This window comes from Arthrobacter sp. MMS24-S77, from assembly GCF_054888235.1.
On record NZ_JBTZRN010000001.1, the window covers coordinates 569,193 to 595,016 of the forward strand.

Below are 25,824 nucleotides of genomic sequence, written 5' to 3' on the forward strand. Positions count from 1 at the left end.
GCCGGTTAGGACCGGACCAGTGCAAGGACGCGATCGCGTACCTTTTCCATCGTGGCCACGTCCTTCGCCTCTGCGTTCAGTCGCAGGAACGGCTCAGTGTTGGACGGGCGAAGGTTGAACCACCAAGTGCCGTCCTTCGCGGTGAAGGTGCTGCCATCCATGGTGTCGACGTCGACGTCCTCGCCATCAAAATCGGCACGGACGCGCTCAATAGCTCCCGCCTTGTCTTCAATTTCGGAATTGATTTCGCCGGAGGAGACGTACGGCTCGTACTGACGGCCAAGTTCGGACAGCGGGCCGTCCTGCTCACCCAGTGCTGCCAACACATGCATGGCTGCGAGCATGCCCGTGTCTGCGTTCCAAAAATCGCGGAAGTAGAAGTGCGCAGAGTGTTCGCCGCCGAAGACGGCACCTTCTTCAGCCATGACGGCTTTGATGAACGAGTGCCCCACCCGGGTGCGGACGGCGCGGCCACCATCCGTGGCCACGAGCTCCGGCACAGCCCGCGAGGTCAGCAAGTTGTGGATGATCACGGGAGTTTCTTCACCGGCGGCCTGGGCGCGCGCGATTTCACGACGCGCCACCATGCCTGTGATGGCAGAGGGGGACACAGGTTCGCCCTTCTCGTCGATCACGAAGCAACGGTCGGCGTCGCCGTCGAACGCGAGACCGATGTCCGCGCCGTGCTCGATGACCGCGGCTTGCAGATCGCGCAGGTTTTCGGGCTCAAGCGGATTGGCCGGGTGGTTCGGGAAAGAGCCATCCAGCTCAAAGTACAGAGGGACGATCTCGAACGGCAGGGCAGGAAGCAGTTCGTTACCGAGCACGGCAGGAGTGGTCAGCCCAGCCATCCCATTCCCGGCGTCGACGACGATCTTCAACGGACGGGAGCCCTTGAGGTCAACCAGGCTACGCAAGTACTCGGAATAGTCCTTCAGGACGTCGCGGACGCTGATCTTGCCTTGCACATCTGCAGCCGGGATGTTGCCTTCGTTGAGGTACTTCTCGGCCAGTGCCTGGATTTCCTTCAGGCCTGATTCCGAGGAGATCGGTTGGGCGCCGGCCTTGGACATCTTGATGCCGTTGTATTCAGCCGGGTTGTGGCTCGCGGTGAACGTAGCACCGGCAGCATTCAGGGCGCCGCAAGCGTAATAAAGCTCGTCGGTGGAAATGAGGTCCAGCAACTGGACATTGGCACCGCGGCGGGCAGCACCGTCTGCGAACGCCTTGATGAATTCGGGGAGGAGGGGCGCATGTCGCCGCCCACCAGCACCGTCTCGCCCGCGAGGCCCAGAGTGTCGACGAACGCGGCGCCGACAGACTCCACGATGTGGGACGTGATGGATTCGCCGACGATTCCCCGGACGTCATAAGCCTTGAAGGAAGCCGAGAGGTCGAATGTCTTGTTCTGCTCGTTAGTCACGCGCTCAATCTTACTGTGGAGTGCGGTAGGCACTACGCCAGCGCCCTCCTATGTGGAAAACGTTTGTCCACATAGATGAAGTCCTGGGTCCTGGCTGTCTGCGGGTGCTGGAATACTGAAGCCATGCCCAACAACCCGGATGCTGCCCTCCTCGCAGCGGAACAGTCCACCACCCGACTGCAGGCCCTTGAGGTACTGAGGGAGCTTGTGGGAAACGCGGACGCCCGATTCCACGACGGCCAGTATGAGGCGATCGAGGCCCTCGTTGACGCTGGCCGCCGCGCTTTGGTGGTGCAGCGGACGGGCTGGGGCAAGTCGGCCGTGTACTTCGTCTCGTCGTTGTTGCTGAGGCGTCGGGGAGCCGGGCCTACGCTCATCGTTTCCCCGCTGCTCGCCCTTATGCGGGACCAGGTGGCGGCAGCCGCACGTGCCGGTGTGCGCGCCGTGGCGATCAACTCCGCGAATCAGCTCGAGTGGGACAACGTTCGCGAGCAACTGGCTGCGGACCAGGTGGATGTTCTCCTGGTTTCTCCGGAACGGCTCACCAATCCTTCGTTTCGCGAGAACCAGCTTCCCGAGCTCATCCGCCGCACCGGCCTCCTCGTGATTGACGAGGCACACTGTATTTCGGACTGGGGCCACGATTTCCGCCCCGATTACCGGCGTATTTCCGATCTCATCGAGCAACTTCCGGAAAGCGTCCCCGTGCTGGCAACCACCGCCACGGCCAACTCCCGGGTGGTCCATGACATCGAGGAACAACTTGGAGCCGGCGTGCTCACCATCCGCGGGACACTTGGCCGTGAGTCCCTGCGTCTGGGTGTCCTGAAGCTCGCAGACTCAAGGGATCGCCTTGGCTGGCTGCTGACACATCTGGCCGACATGCCAGGCAGCGGGATCATCTATACGTTGACCGTTTCCGCCGCGGAGGACACCGCTCGGCTGCTCTCAGAGGCAGGCCACAATGTCTTGTCCTACACCGGCCGCACAGACCCCGCCGACCGCGAACGGGCTGAACAACTCCTCAAGGACAACCAAGTGAAGGCGCTCGTGGCCACCTCTGCGCTTGGCATGGGATTCGACAAACCGGACCTCGGTTTTGTCATCCACCTTGGAGCCCCGTCATCACCCGTTGCCTACTACCAGCAAGTGGGCCGCGCAGGCCGTGGCGCCGCGAATGCCGATGTGCTCCTCCTGCCCGGATCCGAGGACCGGGAGATCTGGCGGTACTTTGCCACAGCTTCCATGCCGTCAGAGGAAAAGGCTGCCGCCGTACTCAACGTCCTGGCCGAGTCCGGCTCGGCCCTGTCCACTGTGGCTCTCGAAGCAAGGGTGGACTTGCGCCGGACGCCTTTAGAACTCCTGCTGAAGGTCCTCGCGGTTGACGGCGCGGTCGAGCGCGTGGGTGGCGGCTGGAGGTCTACGGGACGTCCCTGGATCTACGACGCCGAGCGCTATGCCCGTATCGCCGAGGCCCGGGTGGACGAGCAGGATTCCATGGTGATCTACCAGGACACGGCTGGATGCCGTATGGAATACATCACCGCTGTCCTGGACGACGAGTCGGCACGTGCATGTGGTCGCTGCGACAATTGCGCTGGCACGTGGTTCCCGGCGGACGTGGCGGCAGCAGCCGCCGACGCCGCAGGGCAGACCCTCCGGCGCGCGGGTCTTGCGCTGGAGCCACGGCTTCAATGGCCCAGCGGCATGGATCGGCTCGGCGTTGCCGTGAAGGGCAGGATCAAGCCCGACGAGCTTCTGGGCGAAGGCCGCGTCCTGGCACGGCTGACCGATCTCGGCTGGGGAGGCGCCCTCCGTGAACTCTTTGCCTCCGGCGCAGCTGACCGCAATGTCGAGCCCGCCATGCTGCAGGCCTGCGTGCAGGTGTTGCGCGAATGGGCCGCGGGAGACGGTCGATCTGCAGGATGGAGTGGCCAAGGGCGCCCTGCAGCTGTGGTGAGCATTCCGTCCAGGAACAAGCCCGTGCTTGTCGAATCCCTCGCCCGCGGGATAGCCGGGATTGGCCAGATGCCATATCTAGGTTCCCTCCAGCTCCAGCACGGTGGGCCAACTGGCGGGAGGGGTGGCAACAGTGCCTACCGGCTGGCCGGCGTGTGGGACCGCCTGGTTGTGGGTCCGGAACTTGGACAGAACCTCGCCGCGCTAGGCGGTCAGGGCATCCTCTTGGTCGACGATCTTGCGGACAGCCGCTGGACCGTGACGGTTGCGGGGCGCGTCCTCAGGCAAGCCGGAGCGGGTTCGGTGTTGCCTCTCGTCCTCGGTCAAGCAGCTTGAGCAGCGCGGCATCGGACGTCCAGTCCGAGTCCCAATGGCAGCCGAGGCTCGCGTTGCTGGTTGCCGCCACTTTCTTCATGGAGTTCCTGGACGGCACGGTCCTCACCACAGCCATGCCGAGCATCGCCGCTGATTTCAAAGTGGCTTCGGCCGATGTCAACGTCACGATGACTGCCTACTTGGTGACCGTGGCCATGGGAATTCCGCTAAGCAGTTGGCTCGCAGAACGCTTCGGGGCACGTCGGATCTTCTGCCTGGCGATCGCGGTGTTCACTGTGGCGTCACTGCTGTGCGCGGTGAGCCAAGACCTCACTTGGCTGACTCTCAGCCGGGTGGCACAAGGGGCTGGCGGTGCAATGATGGTGCCCGTAGGAACCCTTGTAGTTCTGCGCGGCACGCCCAAGTCGGAGCTCCTCCGGGCCACGGCGTTCCTGGTCTGGCCTGGCTTGTTGGCTCCCGTTCTGGCGCCCCTCGTGGGCGGAGCCTTCACTACCTACCTTTCGTGGCACTGGATCTTCCTCATCAACGTACCGCTGGGGATTGCTGCGTTCATTGCGGCCCTGAGGCTGGTTCCGCGCACGGGAGGCAATGCGGGCCGCCGGCTCGACTGGCTAGGGCTCACGCTGACTACGTTCGGCGTCGGATCCCTTGTGGCGGGGCTGGAAGGAGTTGGTGGTCACGGCGCGGGCCTGGTTCCGGCAGTTGTGCTGTTGGCCGGAGCCTCGGCTTTGGCCGGGGCAGGATGGTGGATGCTCAAAGCCAAGGCTCCGCTGTTCGACCTCCGGGTCTTCGCTACACGCACGTTCCGGGCCACTTCCACCGGAGGGTTCGTTTATCGGCTAACCATCAGTTCGGTGCCTTTTCTTTTGCCGCTGTTGTTCCAGGACGGTTTTGGCTGGGATCCGCTCAAGTCCGGAGCGATGGTGGCTGCGGTGTTCATTGGCAACATCGGCATCAAGCCTGCCACGACGCCCATTATCCGGCGGTTCGGCTTTAAACCGGTGTTGGTTTTTGCTTCGCTCGCCTCGGCTGTCACTTTTGCCGCGTGTGCCTTGCTCACCCCCGAAACCCCGGAACCGTTGATATTTGCCTTGTTGCTGGCCAGCGGCGCCTTCCGTTCGATCGGGTTCTCGGCCTACGCATCCGTGCAGTACGCGGACATCGTTCCTGGGGAGCTTCCCTCGGCCAATGCGGTTTCAGCCACTCTGGTACAACTGGCTGCGGGTGCCGGAATTGCAGTAGGTGCGCTCTTCCTGCGCCTTTTCGATCATGTGTCGCTCTTCGGCGACGGCCGTTCCTCGGCGTACCGTGGGGCGTTCCTCGCCATGGCCGCCGCGATGCTCTTAAGTACGGTGGACAGCCTCACGCTGCACAGGCACGCCGGAGCTGAAGTCAGCCGCAGTGCTGTGCGCAAGCCCGAGAATCGCCGCGGCTAGGAGCGCTAGGAGCGCTGGGAGCAAAAGTCGCCGGAACCTCCATCACGGAGATTCCGGCGACTCTTGGCTGCCCGGCGTCTTGCCCGGATCGCTTTAGCTAGGAAGCGGGGTGCGTGAACGGGATCCGCTCGAACGACACCACGCTTTCTGAATCCTCCGGATTGACCGTGACCTTGAGCCAGTCCTTTGCATTATTGGAGCCGTCTACAGTGACCCGCGTCAGGTTCTTCGCCGCCGTGGCCTGGCCGTAGAAGGACAGCCACGCCGAACCGGCCGCGAGGGGGTGGTCCTGGTTGTATACGTGGCTATCTCCGTTGATGAGATATACCGGGCCACCGAACGAGTTCGATTCCTCGATCAGTGTCTGCACCAGGGGCTTGAAGGCGCCAAAATCCGCCTGGGAAGGAGCAGCGATTGTCGGGTCGAACATATCGGCCTGCGTCATCACGACGACGGCCCGGTCGCCATTGTTCCGCGCCTTCCGGAAGGTATCCCTCAACTCCTGGATGTCAGCCTCGGTCCGCTGCTGCACCTCGTTCAGTTGGGCCGCGGTGGGCTGGGTCTGGCCGAGTCCCGTCCAAGGGAGCATCGAGTTATTGCTGCCCGGAATGTTGACCGCGGTGAAGGCGACCTCATGCTTGCGGAAGCTGACGTTTTCCGGGAAGCCTTCCTTGGCCTGTGACTTCACCTGCATGGGCGAACCAAGCGTGACGCCCGGCTTCGGGAAGAAGACTTCACGAACCTTAGCCAGTCTCTCCAAGGGGTTGTAGGCTCCATTGTTCGTTCGGTGGCAGTCGGTCCACTCGTTGTCGCCCGGGGTGTAGACGAGCGGCGCCGTAAAGCTGTCGAAATTCTTCTTGATGGCTTCGAAGTACTGGTCCGTGCACTGGGAGGATCCATTCTTGATGTCGCCCACGTGTGCTACAAAGCTCAATTCCGTATGTGCGTTGAGGTCCTGGATGTAAGACGGGAACGCTTGGATCTCGGCGTTACCGTAGGGCACGTCTCCGATCACTCCGAAGCTGAAGCCATTGGTGTTGCCTTGATGCCCGTTGCCGTTAGAGCCATTCTGTCCTGCCTCAGCACCGTCGATTGCGGCACCGTTGCCAGCCGCCAGGGCAGGCGGAGCGAGCAACGTGGTTGACAGCAGGACGGCTCCGACCGTTGCGATCGCGAATCTTGACATTGAACGCATGAAACTCTCCTCGTCGTTGGTCTCGGTTACCCGGACGAGGCTATTGGCGCGAGCTGAATTCGAAGAGTCGGTGACATGAATCTTCCCCGACGGAATCCTCCACTGAGGGTCCCGGAACGCAAAAAGGCCCCGGTCGAAAGACCGGGGCCAAAACGCGGAGACGGGGGGATTTGAACCCCCGGTGGAGTTGTGCCCCACACTTCATTAGCAGTGAAGCCCATTCGGCCGCTCTGGCACGTCTCCAGTTGCTATTGCTAGCCAACCAAGGATACGCAGAACTGGGCACCCAGCGCAAAACGGGGGCGCGGGCCGCCGTCGGGCGCTCCATCGCTGAGGGTGTTACTGCCCGGCGCCCTGCTTGCCGGCAAGTGCACGCCACAGGAAGTGTTGGCTGCGGGCCTGGAGGGAGGCCGCTTGGCGGTTGTCCGAAGCGCCTGCGTGACCGCCTTCAAGTGCTTCGTGGAACCACACGTTCGGGATGCCCATCGCCTGCATCCGGGCGGCCATCTTCCGGGCTTGGACCGGGCCCACGCGGTCGTCGGACGTGGCTGTCCAGATGAACGTCTCCGGGTAGTCCACGCCGTCGCGCAACAGGTGATACGGCGAGAAGGTGCGGATGTAGTCCCATTGCTCCGGGACGTCGGGATCGCCGTACTCGGCGATCCAGGAGTAGCCGGCAGAAAGTTTGGTGTAGCGGCGCATGTCCAGCAACGGGACGCCGCAGGAGACTGCGCCGAACAGTTCCGGATACTGGGTCAACATGTTGCCCACCAGCAGCCCGCCGTTGGATCCGCCCACGCAGCCGAGCCGGCGCGGACTGGTGACGCCCCGTGAGATGAGGTCCCGAGCCACTGCCGCAAAGTCCTCGAACGCGCGGTGCCTTTTTTCCTGCAATGCGGCACGGTGCCAGGCTGGGCCGTACTCGCCGCCGCCGCGGATGTTGGCCACGACGTAGACGCCGCCACGGGAGTGTGCCCCGGAGCCGTCGTCGGATTTGATGGTTTCGCTTCGGCGCTCCAGCCAGGCGCGCCCGATGGCTCCGCTGTAGGCAGGGGTCCGGGAGACCTCGAACCCGCCGTAGCCCGAAAGCTGCGTGGGGTTCTCGCCGTCGAGGTCCAGGTCTTTGGATGCCACTTGGAAATAGGGCACGCGGGTGCCGTCTGCCGAGGTGGCAAAGTGCTGCTGGACCTCGTAGTCCGCCTCGTTGAAGAACGACGGCGATGACTTCACCACGGCGTGCGTGCTGGACACCCCGCCGTCGTGGCCTGCGTCGAGGCTGTAGGTGGCGATGCCTTGGGACAGTGTGCCGCGCATGAGCGTCGTGGGAGTGGTGAAGCCGGTTGCCACGAGCCAGTAGTCATTGCCGGCGTTGTCTCCTTCCGCTTCGTCCTCGTCGTCTATCGCGTAGGCGTTCACGTCGTGCAGGGGCGGGCACGCATCGAGCATGGTCACGGCCCACCCACCGGCCGAGTCCTTGTGAGCGGGGTCGAGCACCCTGATCTCGGAAGAGACATCGTGCAGCAGGTTCAGGAGCAAGTAGTCCCGCGTCCAACTCCAGGACTGCAGGGAAGTGTGCTCGTCCGGGGTGAAAAGCACCGTGAAGTCGCGTTCCCCGGACAGATAGTCCTCGAAGTCGGCAGCAAGTAGCGACCCCGCCGGGTACGTGGTTCCCTCCACGTTCCAATCCTGCCGTGGACGGAACATGAGCCATTCGCGGTGGGAACTGAGGCTGACGTCTGTGGGGACGTCAATGGCAAGCCACGCGTCGTCACGCAGCACGGAGGTGGTTCGGTTGAAGAAGTCAATCCAGTCCACGGCGAAAGTGCGTTCGAATCCTGGGGTGGAGTCGTGGGCGACGAGCGCCATCATGTGGTCTTCGGGGATCTCGAAGATCCGCTCGGCTTCAGTCAGGGTCTGGCCGCGACGAAGCTTCACGCCGGTCCTCGCGTAAGAGGAACTGGTTTTAGGTAGTCCGTCCGCTGTCGTGGATACCAGCAGCGTGTCGGCGTCTAGCCAGGATACGTTGCCCTTAGCGGTCGGAAGGTCGAAGCCGCTCGCGGCAGGGTCCACTAAGGTGCGGGTCTCGACGTCGAACTCGCGATGGCGGTTGGCGTCGCCGCCGTCGGGGGACAGGGCGATGATGGCGAAGCGGTACGGTTCGCCCTCGGCCGGGCGAAGGAAGTTGGCGCCGTGGAACACCCATTCTTCGCCCTCGGCAGCGGCCAGTGCATCTATGTCCAGGAGCACGTCCCATTCGGGGGCGTCGCTGAGGTAGCTCTCCCATGCGGTCCGGCGCCAGAGGCCCTTCGGGTTCTGCTGGTCTTTCCAGAAGTTGTAGTAGTACTCGCCGCGCTTGTTGACCATGGCGATTCTGTCCGTGGAGTCCAGGACTTCCAGGATTCCGGCTTCCAATGCGGCGTACTCGGCATCGTCGAGCAAGTCTTCAGTGCGGGCATTTTGCTCCCGCACCCAGGCCAGCTGTTCTTCGCCATGAACGTCCTCGAGCCAGATATTCTCGTCGACAGGTTCGGGGGCGGTTGCGGTTCCCTGGGCAGTTTCGTTGTCGGGCGCGGGCGCTTGATCAGCTGCTGTGGTGGTCATCCCTCATCCTAGAGCGACTGTCTGAGAAGGAAGCAAGTCACAAGAAGTTAGGCTTGGGCGTGGGCAAATCGCAGAACATTCGGGTGGGGCTGATCGGGGCAGGTCCTCGTGGCACCAGCGTGCTTGAGCGTTTGCTCGCCAATTGGGCCGCGACGGAAACGGAAGCGCGTTCCTTGCATATCGACGTCGTAGACCCCTACCCAGCCGGCCCCGGGCACGTCTGGCAGCCCGAACAATCCCGGCTGTACCTCATGAACACGCAGTCGTTCTACCCCACCCTGATTCCCGAGGACGAGCACCTCGCGCCGCCCTTGGCCGGGGGATCTTTCGAACAATGGCGCGCGAAGCAGCGCACCGCCGGCTCGGGACTGAGTGCCGAGGAACAGGCCGAACTTGCCGCCCTTGCCTCCCACGACTTTCCCAGCCGTGCGCTCTATGGACGGTACCTGCGCTCCACGCTCGAGGAATTGCTGGGCCGTGTCCCGGCCGGCGTGGAGATCGCCTTTCACCGGAACAACGCCGTGGCGGCGCGTCGCCTTCCGGGCAGCGCGGCGGACGGTTCGCCGCACGGCCCCGCGGACGGAGGGTTCGACGTCGAACTCGACGACGGCGGTCGCCTCACCGTCGATTCCCTCGTCCTTGCGTTGGGCCACCTTGAGTCCAGGCTCAACCCGGAGCAGCGTTCGTTCAGCGAGTCTGCGGCGGAGCTCGGGTTGCTGTACTTCCCTCCGGCAGCGCCCGCCGACGTCGACTGGTCCTTGGTGCCGGACAAGGAGACGGTCCTCGTGCGGGGCATGGGCCTGAACTTCTTCGACGTCATGGGCCAGTTGACGGAAGGCCGAGGCGGACAGTTCGTGGCGGCCAGCGATGGTCTCCTGGGGAAGCTCAAGTACTTGCCCTCGGGCCGGGAACCGAAGATCATCGCGGCATCCAGGCGTGGCACTCCGTACCGGGCTAAAGCCGGCTTGGACGGCTACTACCCGAAGTCGGTGCGCTTGCGGTATCTGACGGAAGGCGCAATAGAGCGCTTCGCCGCGGCGGGTATCCAACCTGGCTTCGACCACGATCTCTGGCCCCTCCTGCATCGCGATGCCTTGTGGGCTTACTACTCCACCTTGGTTGTCGCGGAACCCGTGGCCGTTTCCGAAGCGACGGAATTCCTGGCTGCCCTTGAAGACCTGTTGCAGCCACACGCGCATGCCACCGGGCGTTGGGAAAACCAGGTTGCAGAGCTGGTTGCCACCCACGTCGCAGCGTCGCGCCGCCTTGACCTTCTGGGCCTCGCGGCGCCATTGGCCGCGCGTTCCTACGCGTCAAGGAAGGAACTCGACGCCGCCGTCGTGGACTTTCTGGACGACGACGCCCGCCGCTCCGGGCTCGGAGAGGCGGATCCGTTGAAGATGGCCATCGGTGCCCTGCACACCGGACGGGCGATCCTGAAGAGTGCCGTGGCCGACGGCGGCATCACCGACGAATCGTGGGTGGGCGAACTTCGGGGCTGGTTCGAGTCCTTCGTCGAGGGACTCGCGAGCGGTCCGCCCGCACTGCGCGCCGAGCAGTTGGCCGCTTTGGCGCGTGCCGGCGTCGTGAGTTTCGTGGGCCCGGATCCCCGATTCAACGTTGACCGTGGCAGGGGTGTCTTCCGGGCGGTATCAGCCTGGGTGCACGACGACGCCGCGGAGGCGCGGACACTGATTGAGGCCATGTCCCCGGCGAACAGGGTGGGCGCGAGTGTTTCTCCGTTGCTGCGCCAGTTACTCGCCGATGGATTGGTACGGCCCAAGGTGATGATGTCGGCCGAGGGAATACCGGTGCAGACCTCCGGGTTGGATGTCCAGGCGCACCCCTACCGTCTGGTGGGTGCCAACGGTTCCGTGACTCCCGGGATGTACGCCTTGGGCCTGCAACTTTCCTCCGCCCAATGGGGGACTGCCATCGCCGCCGAAGCCCGGCCTTCCGACGGGCGTGCCTACCGCAGCGGCCAGCGGACCCTTCGCGACGCCGACGAAATCGCAAGGGACATGCTCGGCCTACCCCTGCAAAAATGAGCATGCTCCCCGCCCGATCCTGCGAGTGGACATAAACCTAATATGTCCATTCGCCAAGGCCGGGGAGAGCATGCTCATCTGGGGCTGGCGCTGCGGCTAGCCCCTAAGGCACTTCTGGTACTCGAGCCAGGCAAAGGCGTACTTGATCCAGCCGAGGACGTCGTACCACTTGCTTGGCTTGACCGGCGCCGTGCACTTCGGAGACAGCGGAGCGGCAACCTTGACGGCGGCCTTCACTACGGTCCCGGACTCGACGGCGGTCAGCACCAAAGTTCCCGTCCCGGCTGCCGCTCCCGCGGGTACCTTGACGTTCACCGTGGCGGCACCGGAAGCTACGCTGACCGTTCCCAATTGTGTCGCGGCCCCCTTGGCGTCCGTGAAGACTGCCTTGAGCGAGGTGTTCTGCGGGCTGCCGAGCGAGGTCAGGTTCAGTTTGGAGACGTCCAGGGTCATGGCGTCCCCGCTCCTCACCTCTGCTGCCGTGGTGTTCACGACGGCAACGGAGCGGCGCGCGAAGTCCGGCGAGACCGGGTTGTGCTCTTTCAGGTACTTGATCCACGCGTCGCGATCCACCAGTCCGGAGTCCTTGGTATTGCTGCCTTCCTTGAAGACCCGGAAGTTGTCGCCACCGGCTGCCAAGAAGCTGAAGGTACCGATCCGGTAGGACTTCGCGGGGTCGATGAGTGCGCCATTCACCCAAATAGAGGTGACCCGGTCGCCTGCCGCACGGCCGGCGTCGTACGTGTAGTTCACGTTCTTGGACACACCCAGTTGGAGGTACGGCCGGCTCGGTACGGAGCCATCGGCGTTGGTCTGCCACTGCTGCTCAAGAAGCGACTTGAACTGCGTGCCGGTCAGGGAGGTGGTCCAGAGGTTGTTCACGAAGGGCAAGACTGCGTTGGCCTCCGCGTACGTGACGGTGCCGTCGGGCGCGTAGTAGAGCTCGTTGCGCAGACCGCCGGGGTTCACGACGCCGATCTCAGCCCCGCCAAGTTCGGGTGCCTTGAGCGTATCCACCAGTGAGTCGGCCACCAGGTTGCCCAGGGTCGATTCGCTCGCGCGATCATCACGCTTGGGAGTCCCGCCGGCGGGGTCCGGCGTGAACGCCGTCGTGATGTCCGCGGTGACCGCACCAACCGGCTGATCGCCGACGACGGCGGCGTCGGCCAGGGCCTTGTCGACGATGGCCTTGACCTGTGCAACACGGGGGTACGTTCCGGACAGGTCCGTTGTGGAGCGCTTCACGTTGCCCGCGGTATACGCAGTCACCGCCATGCTCTTGGTGTCCACCGTCAGCGTGATGCGGCCGATGTTTTCGCCGTAATTGCCGGTCTGCACGATCGGGCGGGTCTTGCCGGTCGGCTGGCCGTTGGCGTCAAGGATCGGCGCGTCCCAGGCGTATTCCTTGTGGGTGTGGCCGGTGAAGATGGCCGCCACATCGGACGTGGTTTCCTTCACGAGCTTGGCGAACGGCCCGCCTGCCGCGACTTCCTGTTCGATGGTGGCACCTTCCGGCGTTCCGGCTCCCGCGCCGTCGTGGATTTCCGCGACGATCACATCGGCCAGCTTGCCGGCCTTGATCTTGGCGGCAACGCGGTTGACGGCATCCACAGGGTCACCGAATTCAAGGTCGGCGATGCCGGCCGGACTGACCAGGGACGGGGTTTCCTGCGTCACGGCGCCGATGACGGCCACCTTGACGCCGTTCATGTCCAGAACGGTATATTCCGGCAACACCGGGGTGGTGGTGCCCTTCTGGTAGACGTTGGCACCCAGGATCGGGAACTTCGCGTTATTGCCGCCGGCGATGACGCGGTCCCGCAAGTCCGCCCATCCGCCGTCGAACTCGTGGTTGCCCACCGCGGACGCCTTGAGCTCAAGCGCGTTCAGCACATCGATGGTCGGCTGGTCCTTCGCCACGGCGGAAGCGAAGAGGGAAGCACCGATGTTGTCGCCGGCGGAGATGAACGCGGTGGAACCGGGAGTGGCTCCCGCGCGGAGCTGTTCGATGGTGCTGGCGAACAGGACGGTGTTGCTGTCGATACGTCCGTGGAAGTCATTGATTCCCAGGAACTGCAGGTCAACGCTAGCCGGCGTGGTTGGCAGGTCCAGGCCGACCACCACGGGGTCGTGGTCGCTGGCCCGGAACTGGTCCGGGGCGTAGTAGTTGACCACGTTGTTGTTGTACCGGCTGTACTCGAACGCGACCGACTCCGCGGAATTGATGTTCCAGATGTCGGTCCCCGTGACCACCTCGTGAGCGGCGGGGGAAGCCAAAATGTGGTCGAGGGAGCCAACCATCCCGCCGAACAAGTACGAGTGCTTGCCCGTGCTGGTTTCCAGATCCGCGTAGCCGGCCCCCGTGAGGACGTTGATCGGGTCTTCTTTGGAATAGGCGTTGAAATCACCGATCAGGAACACCTTGTCGGTGCCCTTGGAGGACGTCAACTGATCGGCGAAGGTCAGGAGCGACTGCGCCTGCTTGGTACGGGCAACGTTGGAAGCGCCCTGGCCCTTGTCAGTGTCGTCCGGCGTGGCTGCTGAGCCCTTGGACTTGAAATGGTTCACGATCGCGATGAACTTCTTGTCATCGCTTGCCCCCACAGGCTTGAACACCTGGGCGAGGGGCTTGCGTGCGCTGGCGAAAGCGACAGTGTCGTTGTGGATGATGGACTCATCCAGTGGTTCGGCGGTGGCCTTCTTGAAAATGAAGGCCGTGCGGATCATGTCCTCATCGCTCAGCGGGGGAGCGTTGGCGGGTGTGCGGACGTAGTCCCAGATTCCCGGGGTTTCGATATTGAGGGAATCCACCAGTTTGGCGAGGGCGTCGTCGCGGTTCTTGCCGAATTGAGCTGAGTTCTCGATCTCCTCCAAGGAGACGACGTCGGCGCCGGACTTGGTGATGGCGGCGACGATCTTTGCCTGCTGGCGCTGGAGGTTCTCGGCGTTCGCTGCACCGCGGGCGTTGCAACCGTCCTTGACCGTGACCGGGTTGCCGTCGCGGTCCGTGTAGTAGGTGCAGCCAGTGAGCTGGTCACCCGTGGTGGGGAAGTAGTTCAGCACGTTGAAGGAAGCGATCTTCAGGTTGCCGCCCACATTGGCCGGTGCCTGGGGTCGGCTTCCGGCAAAGCTGGCCGGCTGTACCGAGTCCGCGTTGGCCGGGGTGAGCTGGGAGAGCGGCTGGAATTTCCAGGAGTTGTTCCCGTATCCGAGGATGACGTTGGTGCGGAAGGTCGCGGCCGACCCAACCCGGACCGGATCGCCCGTGGTCAGGTACGGGAGTGCCTGCGCCTTCGTGGAGGCGTCCTTGAGGAAGTTGGTGGATGCGCCGTCGTCGAGCTTGATGCCGCGCAGTGCGTTGTCCGCAACCACGGCGTTGTATTCGGCTGAGCCGTAGTTTGCCACGGCAGTGGGCTGGACCAACGGGGAAGTTCCCGCCGCCAGGCCGATTTCGCCGTACTGGTTGAGTGAATAGTTGTCCGTCACCGTGAAGGCGCCCTGCGGTGCCACGAGCATGCCTTCGTAGCGCTCGCGGGTGGCTTCGTCGGCCGGAAGCGCGAAGTTGCTGGGCTTGACTTCGGGTGCCGCTTCGCTGAGCTTCTTTACTCCGGTTGCGTCCGCGGTGAGCTGCGTCTGGTTGGCGAATTCGCTCACCACCCCGGTCAGTTCGAGGTAGTCGCCGATCTGGGTGCTGCCCGCCGTCGATGGCGAGTAGACGAACAACGCGTCCGACGCCGTCCTGGCCGCCGGATCGGTGGCGCCGCCACTTCCGGGCGTCTGGACGTAGTAGCCGTTGAAACCGCCCGTTGAGTAGACAGCGGTGACCTTGCCGCGGGTGGTGACAGTGGCGCCCGCGAACGGACTGGCCGCGCCGGTGCCCTGGATTTCGGCGATGGTCTTGGTTTCCGGACCTGTCGGCGGAGGAGTCACAGCACCTGCCGCCGTCGGGGTGATAGTGGCGCTGAGGCTCAGATCGGCGGAGTTGTTGTTGGTGTCCGCTCCGTTGGTCCGGTTCAGGCTCTTGACATCGGTGTTGCTTGCCGGCGCCGTTGCTGCCGCGGTCTCAAAGGTATTCGACGTGCCGTAGCCCAGGAGATCGGCCACGGCGGGGTTATCCACTACGGAACCCGTGGGGAGCGGGTTCACTGCGGTGCCTTGCTTCGCAAGGACGATTGTGCCGGCACTTCCGCTCGGGTTGAGCGTGCCGGAGCCGTCGACGTCGGCGGCTGGCAATTCTGCCGCGGTCGAGGTTGCGCTGTTGCTGGCGCCCTTGACGAGGAAGTAGCCCTTGGCGGGGATGCTGCCGTTGAGGGGAGTGATGAAGGTGGGTGGATTGACGTTGCCGGTTGCGCGGTACTGGAGCGACCAGCCGCTCAGGCTGACGGCGGAGTCGGAGTTGTTGTACAGCTCCACGAATTTGTTCCGGAACGCAGCTCCGGCGCTGCCTCCACTGAGATAGGCCTCATTGATCACCACCGACGGGGCTGTTGTCGGGGGTACATCGGCTGCCGCAGCCGGAACAGTTGTTAGCGGGGCTGCAAGCAGCCCCGCTAACAATGCGGATCCAACTAAGAATTTCCCATTTTTGAAATGCATTCGGTTCTAACTTTCAATAGGGCCCTGTAGGGCGCTTTGACGATGCCCGTCGTGGGTGCCGTCGGGCGATGGACCGGACTCTACTCCGGGTAAACCTCACGCTCGGCATCCCATCAGGTACGGGTGAATGCCGGGTTGCCGCCTGGTGACGGCGGCACGTCAGGGGTCGAATCGCCTTGGGAAGGCGAATCGTCTTTAGCCGAGAATTGTCAGGGACACGGAAAAGGTCCCCGCGGATACTCCGTGGGGACCTGTGCGAGTGGAAGGCTCCAGCGGATCCCCCGACGCTGGATTGGAAGAACCCTGCCGGCGGTGCCGACCATCGCTGGCCAACTCCGGCCGGCAGGGTCCGTGGTGGTGTGGGCTTATGAGGCCTGGTTTTCGATGAGCTTGAAGATCGCACCCGTCGGATCGGTCAGGGTGGCCATCCGCCCGTAGGGAGTGTCTTCAGCCGCCTGGATCACGGTAGCGCCCAAGGAGAGAGCCTGCTCGATGGTGGCATCGACCTTGTCCACGGCGAAATAGACGCCCCAGTAGGACGGTACCTCGGCCGGGAGGAAACCGGAGGCATCCATGATGCCCGCCTTGGAGTCGTCGCCCGCCCCGAGTGTGGTGTAGCGGAACTCCGGGGTATCGCCCACGACGGTCGTTTCCCAGCCGAAGACGTTCTGGTAGAAGGAAATTGCAGAGTCGTATTCCTTGGCGAAGAGCTCGTGCCAGGCGGGTGCGCCCGATTCGGCAGCGAGCTGATAGCCCTTCATCTCGCCGAACTGCCAGGCGCCGATCGCAGCTCCGGAAGAATCTCCATACATTGCCATGGTTCCCTGGTCCGGAACTTCCATCGGTTCCATGTAGACCTGGCCGCCGTTGGCGACGGCCGCTTCGGTGGTGGCCTTGATGTCGTCAGTGCGGAGGTATGTGGACCAGACATCGGGCATCTGGGCCATGTTTTCTTGCTTCTGCATGATCCCGGCCACCATCTTGCCGTCCTTCGAGGCCGTGATATAGCCGCCGTACTTTTCCTGGTCCCCGGTCTCGTAGGTCCAGCCGAAGAGCGTGTTGTAGAAGGACTTTGCCTTCTCCGTGTCCGAGGTCATCAGATCGATCCAGCAAGGTGCGCCGGGGGTGATGTCAGGCGTAGGCATGTTTGCTCCTGTGTAGTTCCCGCGGCTGTTGCCGCGGTTTCATGAGTGGGTGGTGGAGACAAACAGAACCCTATGCGGGGCCTCTGACAGTTTCAATGCCTTTTGCAGGTCCTATCCCATGACGAGCATCAAAAGAAAGTAGGTCGCTCCGCCGACCACTGAGTAAACGGCGAACGGCGTCAGGGTGCGCGTTTCAAAGAAGCGCAGCAGGAACTTAGTAGCGAACCATGCGGCGACACCCGCGCATAATGCGCCGACCAGGAACACGCCGCGTTCGTCGGCCATGTCCGCGGTGAAAAGCTCGGGAAGCTTCAGCACCGCGGCAGCGCCGATGATGGGGGTCGCGAGGAGGAAACTGAAGCGCGCGGCATTTTCGTTGTTCAATCCGGACAGCAAACCACCGGCCATCGATGCGCCGGAACGGGAGATGCCCGGGACCAGGGCAGCCGCTTGCGCAGAGCCGATTGCCAGGGCGCGTTTCCACGACAAGGTGGCGATGTCGGCGTCGGAAGCCGTTGCGGTCGCTGGCTGCGCAGGAGCACGGCGGCTGTCCCTGGTCCGCAGGCGTTCCGCCGCGAAAAGGACAAGCCCGTTGACCACCAAGAACCCCGCCGCGATCAGCGGAGAGGCGAAGAGGTTCCGGATGGGCTTTTCCAAAACCAAGCCGATGATTCCGGCCGGCACGGTTCCAACCACAAGGAGCCAGCCGAGCTTCGCGTAGGTATCTGACGGTGCAATCTTCCTGTCCCGGATGGAACGGCCAAGCCCTTTGGCGATTTCAATCCAGTCCCGAATGAAAAAGAAGAACAACACAACTGCTGTAGCCAAATGGGTGGCGATGAGGAAATTCAGGAATTCTGGAGCTTTTTGGTCCAGGCCCCAACCAAATAGTTTGGGCAAGATGACGCTGTGGCCGAGGCTGGAAATCGGGAAGAGCTCCGTGATTCCCTGCAGCAGGCCCATAACGATGGCCTGGATCATGTTAATCATGGGGTTGATACTAGCCAGCGCCCGTTACTGCGAGATGAACGTTTGCTGGGAGTGAGCACTGCGATCGCCTCTTGGAAAATCCCGACGGCGAGCTACGGGGCGGCGTGGTCGGAACCCGCGGCGACCACTCGCCGTCGTCGCAGCTCGCCGTCGAGATGCGTCTTAATCCTCGCTTCCGCGGACCGGGATGCTCGCCGAAGAAATCAAGACCGCGCTCTTTTCTTCGTTGGTGGCGGGGCGGATCTGGCCGCGTTCGGGGACGAAGGCGATGGCTTCGTCCTTCTCGTCCGGGGCGTTGACGAAGGAGCGGAAGCGGCGCAGCCGTTCCGGGTCCTTCAAGGTCGCGGCCCACTCGTCCTCGTAGTTCTCGACGTGCTTGGCCATGGCGGCCTCGAGCTCGTCAGCGATACCGAGCGAGTCCTCGACGACCACTTGGCGCACATGCTCAAGGCCGCCGTCGAGTTCCGTCTGCCAGTGGGCGGTGCGCTGGAGGCGGTCGGCGGTGCGGATGTAGTACATGAAGTAGCGGTCGATGTACTTCACCAGGGTCTCGTCGTCCAAGCCGCCGGCGAGGAGCTGGGCGTGGGCGGGGTTCGCGCCGCCGTTGCCGCCGACGTACAGGTTCCAGCCTTCCGAAGTGGCGATCACGCCGACGTCCTTGCCGCGGGCTTCTGCGCATTCGCGGGCGCAGCCGGACACGCCCATTTTGAGTTTGTGCGGGCTGCGCAGGCCCCGGTAGCGCAGTTCCAGGTTGATGGCCATGGAAACAGAGTCGAGCACACCGAAGCGGCACCAGGTGGATCCGACGCAGGATTTCACGGTGCGCAGGCTTTTGCCGTACGCCTGGCCGGACTCCATGCCTGCGTCAATGAGCTCGCCCCAGATGTCCGGGAGTTGTTCGAGGCGCGCGCCGAACATGTCGATGCGCTGCCCGCCGGTGATCTTCGTGTACAGCCCGTACTTCTTGGCGATCGTGCCGATCACCACGAGCTTGTCGGGCGTAATTTCCCCGCCTGGGATGCGGGGGACCACGGAGTACGTGCCGTCCTTTTGCATGTTGGCCAGGGCGCGGTCGTTGGTGTCCTGCAGGGTGCCGCGGCCGGCGTCGAGGACGTACGCGGAATGCTGCGACGCCAGGATCGAGGCGATGGTGGGTTTGCAAATGTCGCAGCCCGCGCCGGTGCCGTATTTAGCCAGGATGTCCTCGAAGGATGTCAGTTCCAGCACACGGATGGCATCGAAGAGTTCCTGGCGGGAGAGCTCGAAGTGCTCGCAGAGGGCCTTGGAGACCTCGATACCGGACTTCTTCAGCTCACCTTCGAGGAGCTTCTTGATCATCGGCACGCACGAACCGCACTGCGTCCCGGCCCGGGTGCAGGCCTTGAGGCCTGGCACGTCGCGGACCGGCTCCTTTCCTTCGCACGTCCCGCACGCGTTGACCGCGTCGCGGATGTTCCCGGCAGGGACGTTGTTGCACGAGCACAGGATCGCGTCGTCCGGCAGTTCGGTGTCCGGGGCCTCCCCGCCCCCGGCGGCGGTGAGGTAGGCGCCGGGTTCGGCGGGGAGCTCGCGGCCGAGCAGGGGACGCAGGCTCATGTAGGGGGTGGCGTCGCCGACGAAAATGCCGCCGAGCAGGGTCTTGGCGTCGTCGGTGGTGACGATCTTCTGGTACACGCCCCGGGCCGGGTCCGCGTACACGATCTCGAGGGAGTGTTCGGTCTTGGCGAACGCGTCGCCGAAGCTGGCGACGTCCACGCCGGAGAGCTTGAGCTTGGTGGCCGTGTCGAAACCGGGGAAGGTCGCCTGCCCGCCGTGCAGCCGGTCCGCCACGATCTCGGCCATGGTGTTCGCCGGAGCCACGAGCCCCAGGCACATGCCCTCGAAGTTCGCGACCTCACCGATGGCGAAGATACCCGGGATCTCGGTCTCGCAACCATCGGAAATGACAACGCCGCCGCGCTGGCCAAGCGAGAAGACCTGCTCCTCGCCCTCCGCTGCACGGAACAGCTCATCGCGCGGCCTGACGCCGATCGCGACGATCACGATGTCGGCGTCGATGATCCGCCCGTCGGCCATGAGGACGCCGGTGACCTGACCGTCGTCGTCGAACAATACTTCGGACGGGAACACGCCGCCGTGGATTTCGAAGCCCTTGTCCTTGATGAGGCGCCCCAGTGCCTGGCCGGCGCCTTCATCGAGCTGGGTGGCCATCAGCCAGGACGCGCCGTCGATGACGATCGGGGTGGCGCCCAGCCGCTCCGTGCCTGCGGCCGATTCGAGGCCCAGGAGACCGCCGCCGATGGTGACGGCCTTGATCTTGCGTCCCAGTTTCTCGGTAAGTTCGGTGATCGCCTTGTTGATGGCCCAGACGTCTTCGAGCGTGCGGTAGACGTGGGTGTGCTCGGCGCCCGGGATGGGCAGGCGGGCGGCGTTTGAACCCGTTGCGACCACGAGGGCGTCGTAGGAGTAGCTGTTGCCGGCCGCGGTTTCCACCGACTTTGCTTCGGCGTTGATCTTGACCACCCGCTCGCCTGTGCGCAGGTCCAGGGAATCGTGATCCCACATCGACGCGTGCCCGAGCGTGAGGTCGGAGTCCACATCGATGAGGGCCTTGCTCAGCGTGACCCGGTCATACGGGAGGTGCGCCTCTTCGGTCAGGACCGTGACGTGCCAGCCCTCGAGACCGCGGGTGTGCATGGCGTCGGCAAAACGGTGGGCCGCGGGGCCTCCACCGGCGACCACAATTCGGCGCGGGTTCTCTGAAGGTGAAGTGTGTCCGGTCACTGGCGGCCTTTCGCATGTGCCGCAGAACCGTGTCATCCGCGACTTGTCACTTCAGAGTAAAGACGGGCAGTTTCGCTTCAGTTTCCCTTGTGTTTCGGGGGCTTAACTTCGGCATCACGGTGAGGGTTGGGGTGGAGTGAGGTCTCCTTTACGAACAGGACACATTGATTGCATTCCGACGAAACAAGGTCGGCATACCGTGAAGATGTGGCCGCAAACGGCCCGTGCCGATGGCGGAATTGGATCCGCCGGATCGGCAGGCTAAGCGATAGGGGCTGAAATGACCGCAATTCTGGATCGGGAAAACCTAACGGGCGCGCCGACGGCGTCTGGCTGGCACCGCGTCTGCGCAATCGACGAGCTGGAACCGGCGTGGGGCGAAGCTGCCTTGGTCGGAGGCAAGCAGGTAGCACTGTTCCGCACCATGCCCAATGAAGTCCTTGCGGTATCCCAGCAGGACCCCGCAACGCTGTCCAACGTCATGGCTCGGGGGATCGTCGGTTCCAGGGGTAGCCGTCCCACCATCGCCTCGCCGCTACACAAAGAGGTCTACGACCTTGAAACCGGTGAATGCTTCACCAACCCCGAACTGCGGCTCGCAAGCTACGCCACCCGTCTGGTGGACGGATACATCGAAGTAGCCGTTTAAGCTGCCAGCGCTCGACGCCGATCCTGGCCGGTTCCGCCCACGGAACCGGCCATTGGCGTTCTCGCGTTACACCGGCGGCGTTGCGCCAGCGGTGCTGCGCCCTTCGGCGCGAAGCCAGCAACCCGCCTACATGACGCAAAAGAGGCCGGCCATGGAATCCAAAGATTCGCATGAACCGGCCTCTCAGCTGCGCGATCGTGCGCCACGCGGAAGGTAAGGGATTTGAACCCTTGGTGCGGGGTTACCGCACACTGGTTTTCAAGACCAGCTCCTTAGGCCGCTCGGACAACCTTCCCTGCCTAGTAGTGTTTCATAGGGAGTTGGCTGCGACAAAAATCCGACGCCGCAATTAATGCGATTAAGGTGTCCGAAAGGCCAACTGCGCTGAGCAAGGAATCGGGAGCACTTATGAAAGCCGTCTACATCTCTGAACCGGGCGGGCCCGAGGTTCTCGAGGTCCGCGAGGTCCCAGCTCCGGTTCCTGGCCCCGGCGAGGTTCTCATCGACGTCGTCGCGGCCGGCCTCAACAGGGCCGATGTCCAGCAGCGCCGCGGTTTCTACCCGCCGCCGCAGGGGGCCTCCGAAATTCCCGGTCTCGAGGTGTCCGGCAGGATTGCCGCATTCGGGCCCGATGTGAGCAAGCCTTTCTCCATCGGCGACAAGGTGGTTGCGCTGCTTTCGGGTGGCGGCTACGCGCAGCAAGTTGCGGTCCCAGCCGAGCAGGTTCTGCGGTTGCCCGACGGCGTGGATCTGGTGACCGCCGCGTCCTTGCCTGAGGTGGCCGCCACGGTGTACTCGAACCTCATCATGACTGCCCAGTTGCAGGCCGGTGAGACGGTACTGATACACGGCGCCACGGGCGGCATCGGTACCATGGCCATCCAGCTTGCCAAGGCTTACGGTGCCACGGTCGCGGCGACGGCCGGCACGGCCGAAAAGGTAGGGACCGCCAAAGCGTTCCTCGGGGCCGACATCGCCATCAACTATGCGGAGGAAGATTTCGCCGTAAGCCTCAAGGCACAAAACGGCGGGAAGGGCGCGGACGTGATTCTCGACGTCGTGGGTGCCAAATACTTGCAGCAAAACGTGGAAGCACTCGCGGATTACGGCCGGTTGGTGGTGATCGGACTGCAGGGCGGCACCAAAGGCGAACTCAACCTCGGCCAGCTGCTCAGCAAACGCGCGGCAATCATTGGCACAGCGCTGCGTCCGCGTCCCGCGGCGGAAAAAGGCGTTATCATGAACGCCGTCCGCGAGTCGGTGTGGCCACTGCTCGCCGACGGCCGGATCAGGCCTTTCGTGGCCAAGTCGTTCCCCCTGGAGCAGGTCCGCGAAGCCCACGAGTACTTCGATTCCGGCGAGCACATGGGCAAAGTCCTGCTGCTGCTCTAAGCCCCCAAACCGGCCGCAACGAAGGAGGGCAATGTCCATCCGGTACAGCATCCTGGCATTGCTCCAGGAGCAGCCGCGCTACGGCTACCAGCTTCGCGCGGCCTTCGAGGAACGCACGGGAGCCGTCTGGCCGCTGAACATCGGCCAGGTGTACACAACGCTCAACCGGCTGGAGCGCGACGCTTTGGTTCGCAGGAACGGCGACGACGGACAGGGACACGTGCTCTACAGCATCACCGACGCCGGGAGTGCCGAGATCCGCCGATGGTTCGCAACCGCTGTGGATAGGGGAGTACCACCGCGGAACGAATTGGCCATCAAACTGGCACTGGCCGTCACGACGGCGGGGACCGACCTCACCGCGCTCATCCAGGCCCAACGCGAGATTTCCTTGCTGGAGCTGCAGGAGCACACCCAGGCCCGCAAGGACGTTGCCGCCAACCAGCGGGTTACGGATACAGCCAGGCTGCTCGTCTTGGATTCCCTGATCTTCCACGCCGAAGCGGAGGTTCGCTGGCTGGATCTCTGCGAGGCCAGGCTGGTCCAGCAGGCCAACGGCGCCGGCAACGGCATCTCAGGAACCCTACGCGGCACGGGAACGCCCACCGCATAGACTGCTCGGCAAGGGGAGGTGCCGGTATGGCAACATTCACGAATGCTGACGTTCAGGTCCGGCTGCTCGGTCCCGACGACGCCGACGCGCTGATCCGCCTCGCGGAGGCCGATAATCTGTTCGACGAGGATCCTTCAGTTGAGCCGTCAGGCGCGTTGACGTACGACGCCGCCCGCTCCTTTTTGAACGACCCTTCCGTACTGTTCTGGCTGGCTGAGCTCGGTGGCGAGACAGTTGGGTTCCTTCACTGTTGTATCCAGCGCCGCCGCATCGCTGGCCCCTGGGCTGAACTGCTCCTCATGGAAATGGGTACCCACGTGGATTGGCGCCGCCGCGGTATCGGCCGGTCCCTCCTGGCGGTCATGGAGGAATGGATGAGTGCACATGGGATGGAGGAAGTCTGGGTCCCGGCCAACGTCTATGCCACGGGATTTTATGAAAAATGTGGTTTCGCTAAGGACGAAGGCGAAATACTCGTCAAGGCTCTGGGCTGGGTTGCGGCCCGTGAGAGTATGAACGCATGAGCGATCAGGACGGCACTCAATCCAGTGGCGAGAGCTTTGACGACATCCCGGTGGAGGGCACAACCTTGGACGCTGGCACGGCTGAGAGCACATCGGAAGCTAGCCCGAGGGTCGGGGTAAAACCTGGCGCGAAGAAGGGCAGCACGCTGCAGGATCTCGTCGACGAACCCGCCAAGGTCATGCGGATCGGCACGATGATCCGCCAGCTCCTTGAAGAAGTGAAGAGTGCCCCCTTGGATGAGGCTGCGCGCGGACGCCTTGCCGAGATCCACGAACGCTCCATCAAGGAGCTCGAAGAGGGCCTCGCTCCGGAGCTTGTGGAGGAGCTGGAACGCATCAGCCTCCCCTTCCCTGAAAACGCCACCCCGTCCGACGCGGAGCTCCGGATCGCACAGGCCCAGCTGGTCGGTTGGCTTGAAGGGCTGTTCCACGGTATCCAGACCGCTATCGCTGCCCAGCAGGCAGCCCGGGAGCACGCTGTTGCCCAGCTGCAGCTTCGCCAACTGCCGCCGGGAACCATGATCGCCCCGGGCGTCGTTATTGGCGAGAACGGTGAACCGCAGCGTGCGCACCTTCCCGGCAAGGAAGCCGAACCCGGTAAACCAGCTCGCGTGGAAGACCCGGACCGGCACCCGGGCCAATACCTCTGAGCGCTGCATTGGGATTCTTTGGGGCCGTCCGGCAGGGGCGGAAGGATGATGCTGAACTTGGCAAAGGACTGTGGAGGCGTGCCCACGATCGCTTCCATCGCGGCCTTGACCGGTATCACCAGGTGCTTGAGGGTGTGGAAGACGAGCAGCTTTACGTCGAACTCGTGGTGATTGCCAACGAACTGGCTGGTTTGTCTCCCAGGGTCCGTGCCGTCTGCGTCGAGGCGCAGCTCCGGGCACCCAGTGACGGGCTGGACATTCCGGGGTCGCTCGCAGGGGTGCACCGCGCTTTGTCCAAAGCAGGGAACTCTCTTGCTACGACGGCGGAGGCGGCCGCAATGTTGCGTCTCGCCGTCGGGCCCGTCCCGGTTGGAGCGGTTTCGGTGCGACGGCGCGCCGAAGCGGTCTACGAGCACGTGGACGAAGCGGAACGGCTGTTGAGGGCGCGGGCCGACTCCGAGCGCCTCGAAGAATAGGTGCAGGCGCGTCTATTCCCACATGGCAACTATTAAGCGCCTAGCTTAGAGACCCCGGAATCCGTAGCCACCCGGTGTGCGCGCTGGCAGGATGGAAGCCATGACTTCGTCACCGAACCTTACTTTTAACGACGGCAACACCATTCCCCAGCTCGGCTACGGGGTATGGCAGGTTGAGGACGATGTAGCCGAAAAGGTGGTGCGCCAGGCGTTCGAAGCAGGCTACCGCCACATCGACACCGCCAAGATCTATGGCAACGAGGCGGGTGTCGGACGCGCCATTGCTTCCTCCGGCCTCAAGCCCGAGGAAATCTTCATCACCACCAAGCTGTGGAACGCGGACCAGGGCTACGAGTCCACGCTTGCTGCCTTCGAAGAATCCATGGACCGTCTCGGCCTGGAAACCCTCGATCTGTACCTGATCCACTGGATGCAGCCCAAGCAGGACAAGTTCGTGGACACGTGGAAGGCGCTCATTGAGCTCCAGAAGCGCGGACGCATCACCTCCATCGGCGTCTCCAACTTCAGCAAGGAAGGCCTGCAACGCCTGATCGATGAGACCGGCGTGGTTCCGGCGATCCACCAGATTGAGCTGCACCCGTTCTTCAACCAGGCCGAGCTCCGGGAGTTCGCTACGGCACGGGGCATTTTGACGCAGGCCTGGTCGCCTTTGGGCCAAGGTGGCGAGCTCCTTGAGAACACCACCATCGCCCGGATCGCAGCCAAGCACGGCGCCACCCCGGCGCAGGTAGTCATCGCCTGGCACCTGGCGATCGGCAACGTCGTGATCCCCAAGTCCGTGACCGAGTCCCGGATCCAGGAGAACTTCGCAGCACTTGGCGTCACCTTGGATGAGGCCGACGTCGAGGCCATCAGCGGTCTGGACCGCGGCGCCGAGGGCCGCATCGGACCGGATCCGGCGGTTTCCGACTTCGCTTAGTCGCTCGGAAGTTTCGATGTGAAGGCCCCGAGCTTGCTGGAACCCCAGCAAGCTCGGGGCCCTTTTC

16 protein-coding genes, 2 tRNA genes and 1 pseudogene are annotated in these 25,824 nt (G+C 63.7%); 10 read left to right on the plus strand and 9 right to left on the minus strand.

Going from position 1 to position 25,824, the window contains the following annotated elements:
* Window positions 1-5: 5 nt before the first annotated feature.
* Window positions 6-1,456: pseudogene (locus ACX5I4_RS02680) on the minus strand (phosphomannomutase/phosphoglucomutase).
* A 90-nt stretch (window positions 1,457-1,546) separates the two neighbouring features.
* Between ACX5I4_RS02680 and ACX5I4_RS02685 the strand changes: the two are divergent.
* Window positions 1,547-3,718, plus strand: a complete 2,172-nt coding sequence (locus tag ACX5I4_RS02685; RefSeq protein WP_461835284.1) for a RecQ family ATP-dependent DNA helicase — start codon at window positions 1,547-1,549, stop codon at window positions 3,716-3,718.
* A complete protein-coding gene (locus tag ACX5I4_RS02690) occupies window positions 3,715-5,154 on the plus strand; it encodes an MFS transporter (RefSeq protein WP_461835285.1) in 1,440 nt (479 codons plus the stop codon). Before ACX5I4_RS02685 ends, ACX5I4_RS02690 begins: the two co-directional genes overlap by 4 nt.
* 97 nt (window positions 5,155-5,251) lie before the next feature.
* Here ACX5I4_RS02690 and ACX5I4_RS02695 read toward each other — a convergent pair whose 3' ends face one another.
* From ACX5I4_RS02695 to ACX5I4_RS02705, 3 genes are all read right to left on the minus strand, one after another.
* Entirely contained in the window at window positions 5,252-6,349 is a 1,098-nt protein-coding gene (locus ACX5I4_RS02695) for a hypothetical protein (protein WP_461835286.1), read from the minus strand.
* A gap of 155 nt (window positions 6,350-6,504) precedes the next feature.
* Window positions 6,505-6,592, minus strand: a tRNA-Ser gene (locus ACX5I4_RS02700).
* Window positions 6,593-6,688: 96 nt separating this feature from the next.
* Window positions 6,689-8,950, minus strand: coding sequence for a prolyl oligopeptidase family serine peptidase (locus tag ACX5I4_RS02705; RefSeq protein ID WP_461835287.1), 2,262 nt, complete (start codon window positions 8,948-8,950; stop codon window positions 6,689-6,691).
* A 59-nt stretch (window positions 8,951-9,009) separates the two neighbouring features.
* Between ACX5I4_RS02705 and ACX5I4_RS02710 the strand changes: the two genes are divergently transcribed.
* Entirely contained in the window at window positions 9,010-10,998 is a 1,989-nt protein-coding gene (locus ACX5I4_RS02710; RefSeq protein ID WP_461835288.1) for an FAD/NAD(P)-binding protein, read from the plus strand.
* A 96-nt stretch (window positions 10,999-11,094) separates the two neighbouring features.
* Here ACX5I4_RS02710 and ACX5I4_RS02715 read toward each other — a convergent pair whose 3' ends face one another.
* The 4 genes from ACX5I4_RS02715 to nirB all read right to left on the minus strand — a co-directional run bounded on the left by ACX5I4_RS02715 (window position 11,095) and on the right by nirB (window position 20,513).
* Window positions 11,095-15,594 carry an ExeM/NucH family extracellular endonuclease gene (locus tag ACX5I4_RS02715; protein ID WP_461835289.1) on the minus strand — a complete coding sequence of 1,500 codons (4,500 nt, stop codon included), beginning with the start codon at window positions 15,592-15,594 and terminating at the stop codon, window positions 11,095-11,097.
* Window positions 15,595-15,959: 365 nt separating this feature from the next.
* Window positions 15,960-16,739, minus strand: coding sequence for a VOC family protein (locus ACX5I4_RS02720; RefSeq protein WP_461835290.1), 780 nt, complete (start codon window positions 16,737-16,739; stop codon window positions 15,960-15,962).
* 111 nt (window positions 16,740-16,850) lie between these two features.
* The gene (locus ACX5I4_RS02725) at window positions 16,851-17,729 is read right to left on the minus strand and encodes an undecaprenyl-diphosphate phosphatase (RefSeq protein WP_461835291.1); all 879 of its coding nucleotides are present in this window, start codon (window positions 17,727-17,729) and stop codon (window positions 16,851-16,853) included.
* A gap of 162 nt (window positions 17,730-17,891) precedes the next feature.
* Entirely contained in the window at window positions 17,892-20,513 is a 2,622-nt protein-coding gene (gene nirB / locus ACX5I4_RS02730) for a nitrite reductase large subunit NirB (protein WP_461835292.1), read from the minus strand.
* A 280-nt stretch (window positions 20,514-20,793) separates the two neighbouring features.
* Between nirB and nirD the strand changes: the two genes are divergently transcribed.
* Window positions 20,794-21,162 (plus strand): nitrite reductase small subunit NirD, encoded by a 369-nt coding sequence (gene nirD / locus ACX5I4_RS02735; protein ID WP_461835293.1) that lies wholly within the window; start codon window positions 20,794-20,796, stop codon window positions 21,160-21,162.
* 207 nt (window positions 21,163-21,369) lie between these two features.
* Here the strand turns inward: nirD and ACX5I4_RS02740 are convergent.
* Window positions 21,370-21,457 (minus strand) — tRNA-Ser (locus ACX5I4_RS02740).
* A 113-nt stretch (window positions 21,458-21,570) separates the two neighbouring features.
* Here ACX5I4_RS02740 and ACX5I4_RS02745 point away from each other — a divergent pair.
* From ACX5I4_RS02745 to ACX5I4_RS02770, 6 genes are all read left to right on the plus strand, one after another.
* On the plus strand, window positions 21,571-22,554 hold the full coding sequence (locus ACX5I4_RS02745) for an NAD(P)H-quinone oxidoreductase (protein WP_461835294.1): 984 nt from the start codon (window positions 21,571-21,573) through the stop codon (window positions 22,552-22,554).
* A gap of 31 nt (window positions 22,555-22,585) precedes the next feature.
* A complete protein-coding gene (locus ACX5I4_RS02750) occupies window positions 22,586-23,167 on the plus strand; it encodes a PadR family transcriptional regulator (RefSeq protein WP_461835295.1) in 582 nt (193 codons plus the stop codon).
* 26 nt (window positions 23,168-23,193) lie between these two features.
* Entirely contained in the window at window positions 23,194-23,691 is a 498-nt protein-coding gene (locus ACX5I4_RS02755) for a GNAT family N-acetyltransferase (protein WP_461835296.1), read from the plus strand.
* Window positions 23,688-24,341: a bacterial proteasome activator family protein gene (locus ACX5I4_RS02760; protein ID WP_461835297.1), complete on the plus strand. Its 654-nt coding sequence runs from the start codon at window positions 23,688-23,690 to the stop codon at window positions 24,339-24,341. The genes ACX5I4_RS02755 and ACX5I4_RS02760 overlap by 4 nt, the downstream gene beginning before the upstream one ends.
* A gap of 8 nt (window positions 24,342-24,349) precedes the next feature.
* On the plus strand, window positions 24,350-24,817 hold the full coding sequence (locus tag ACX5I4_RS02765; protein WP_461835298.1) for a hypothetical protein: 468 nt from the start codon (window positions 24,350-24,352) through the stop codon (window positions 24,815-24,817).
* Window positions 24,818-24,917: 100 nt separating this feature from the next.
* Window positions 24,918-25,757, plus strand: coding sequence for an aldo/keto reductase (locus ACX5I4_RS02770; protein ID WP_461835299.1), 840 nt, complete (start codon window positions 24,918-24,920; stop codon window positions 25,755-25,757).
* Window positions 25,758-25,824 lie beyond the last annotated feature (67 nt).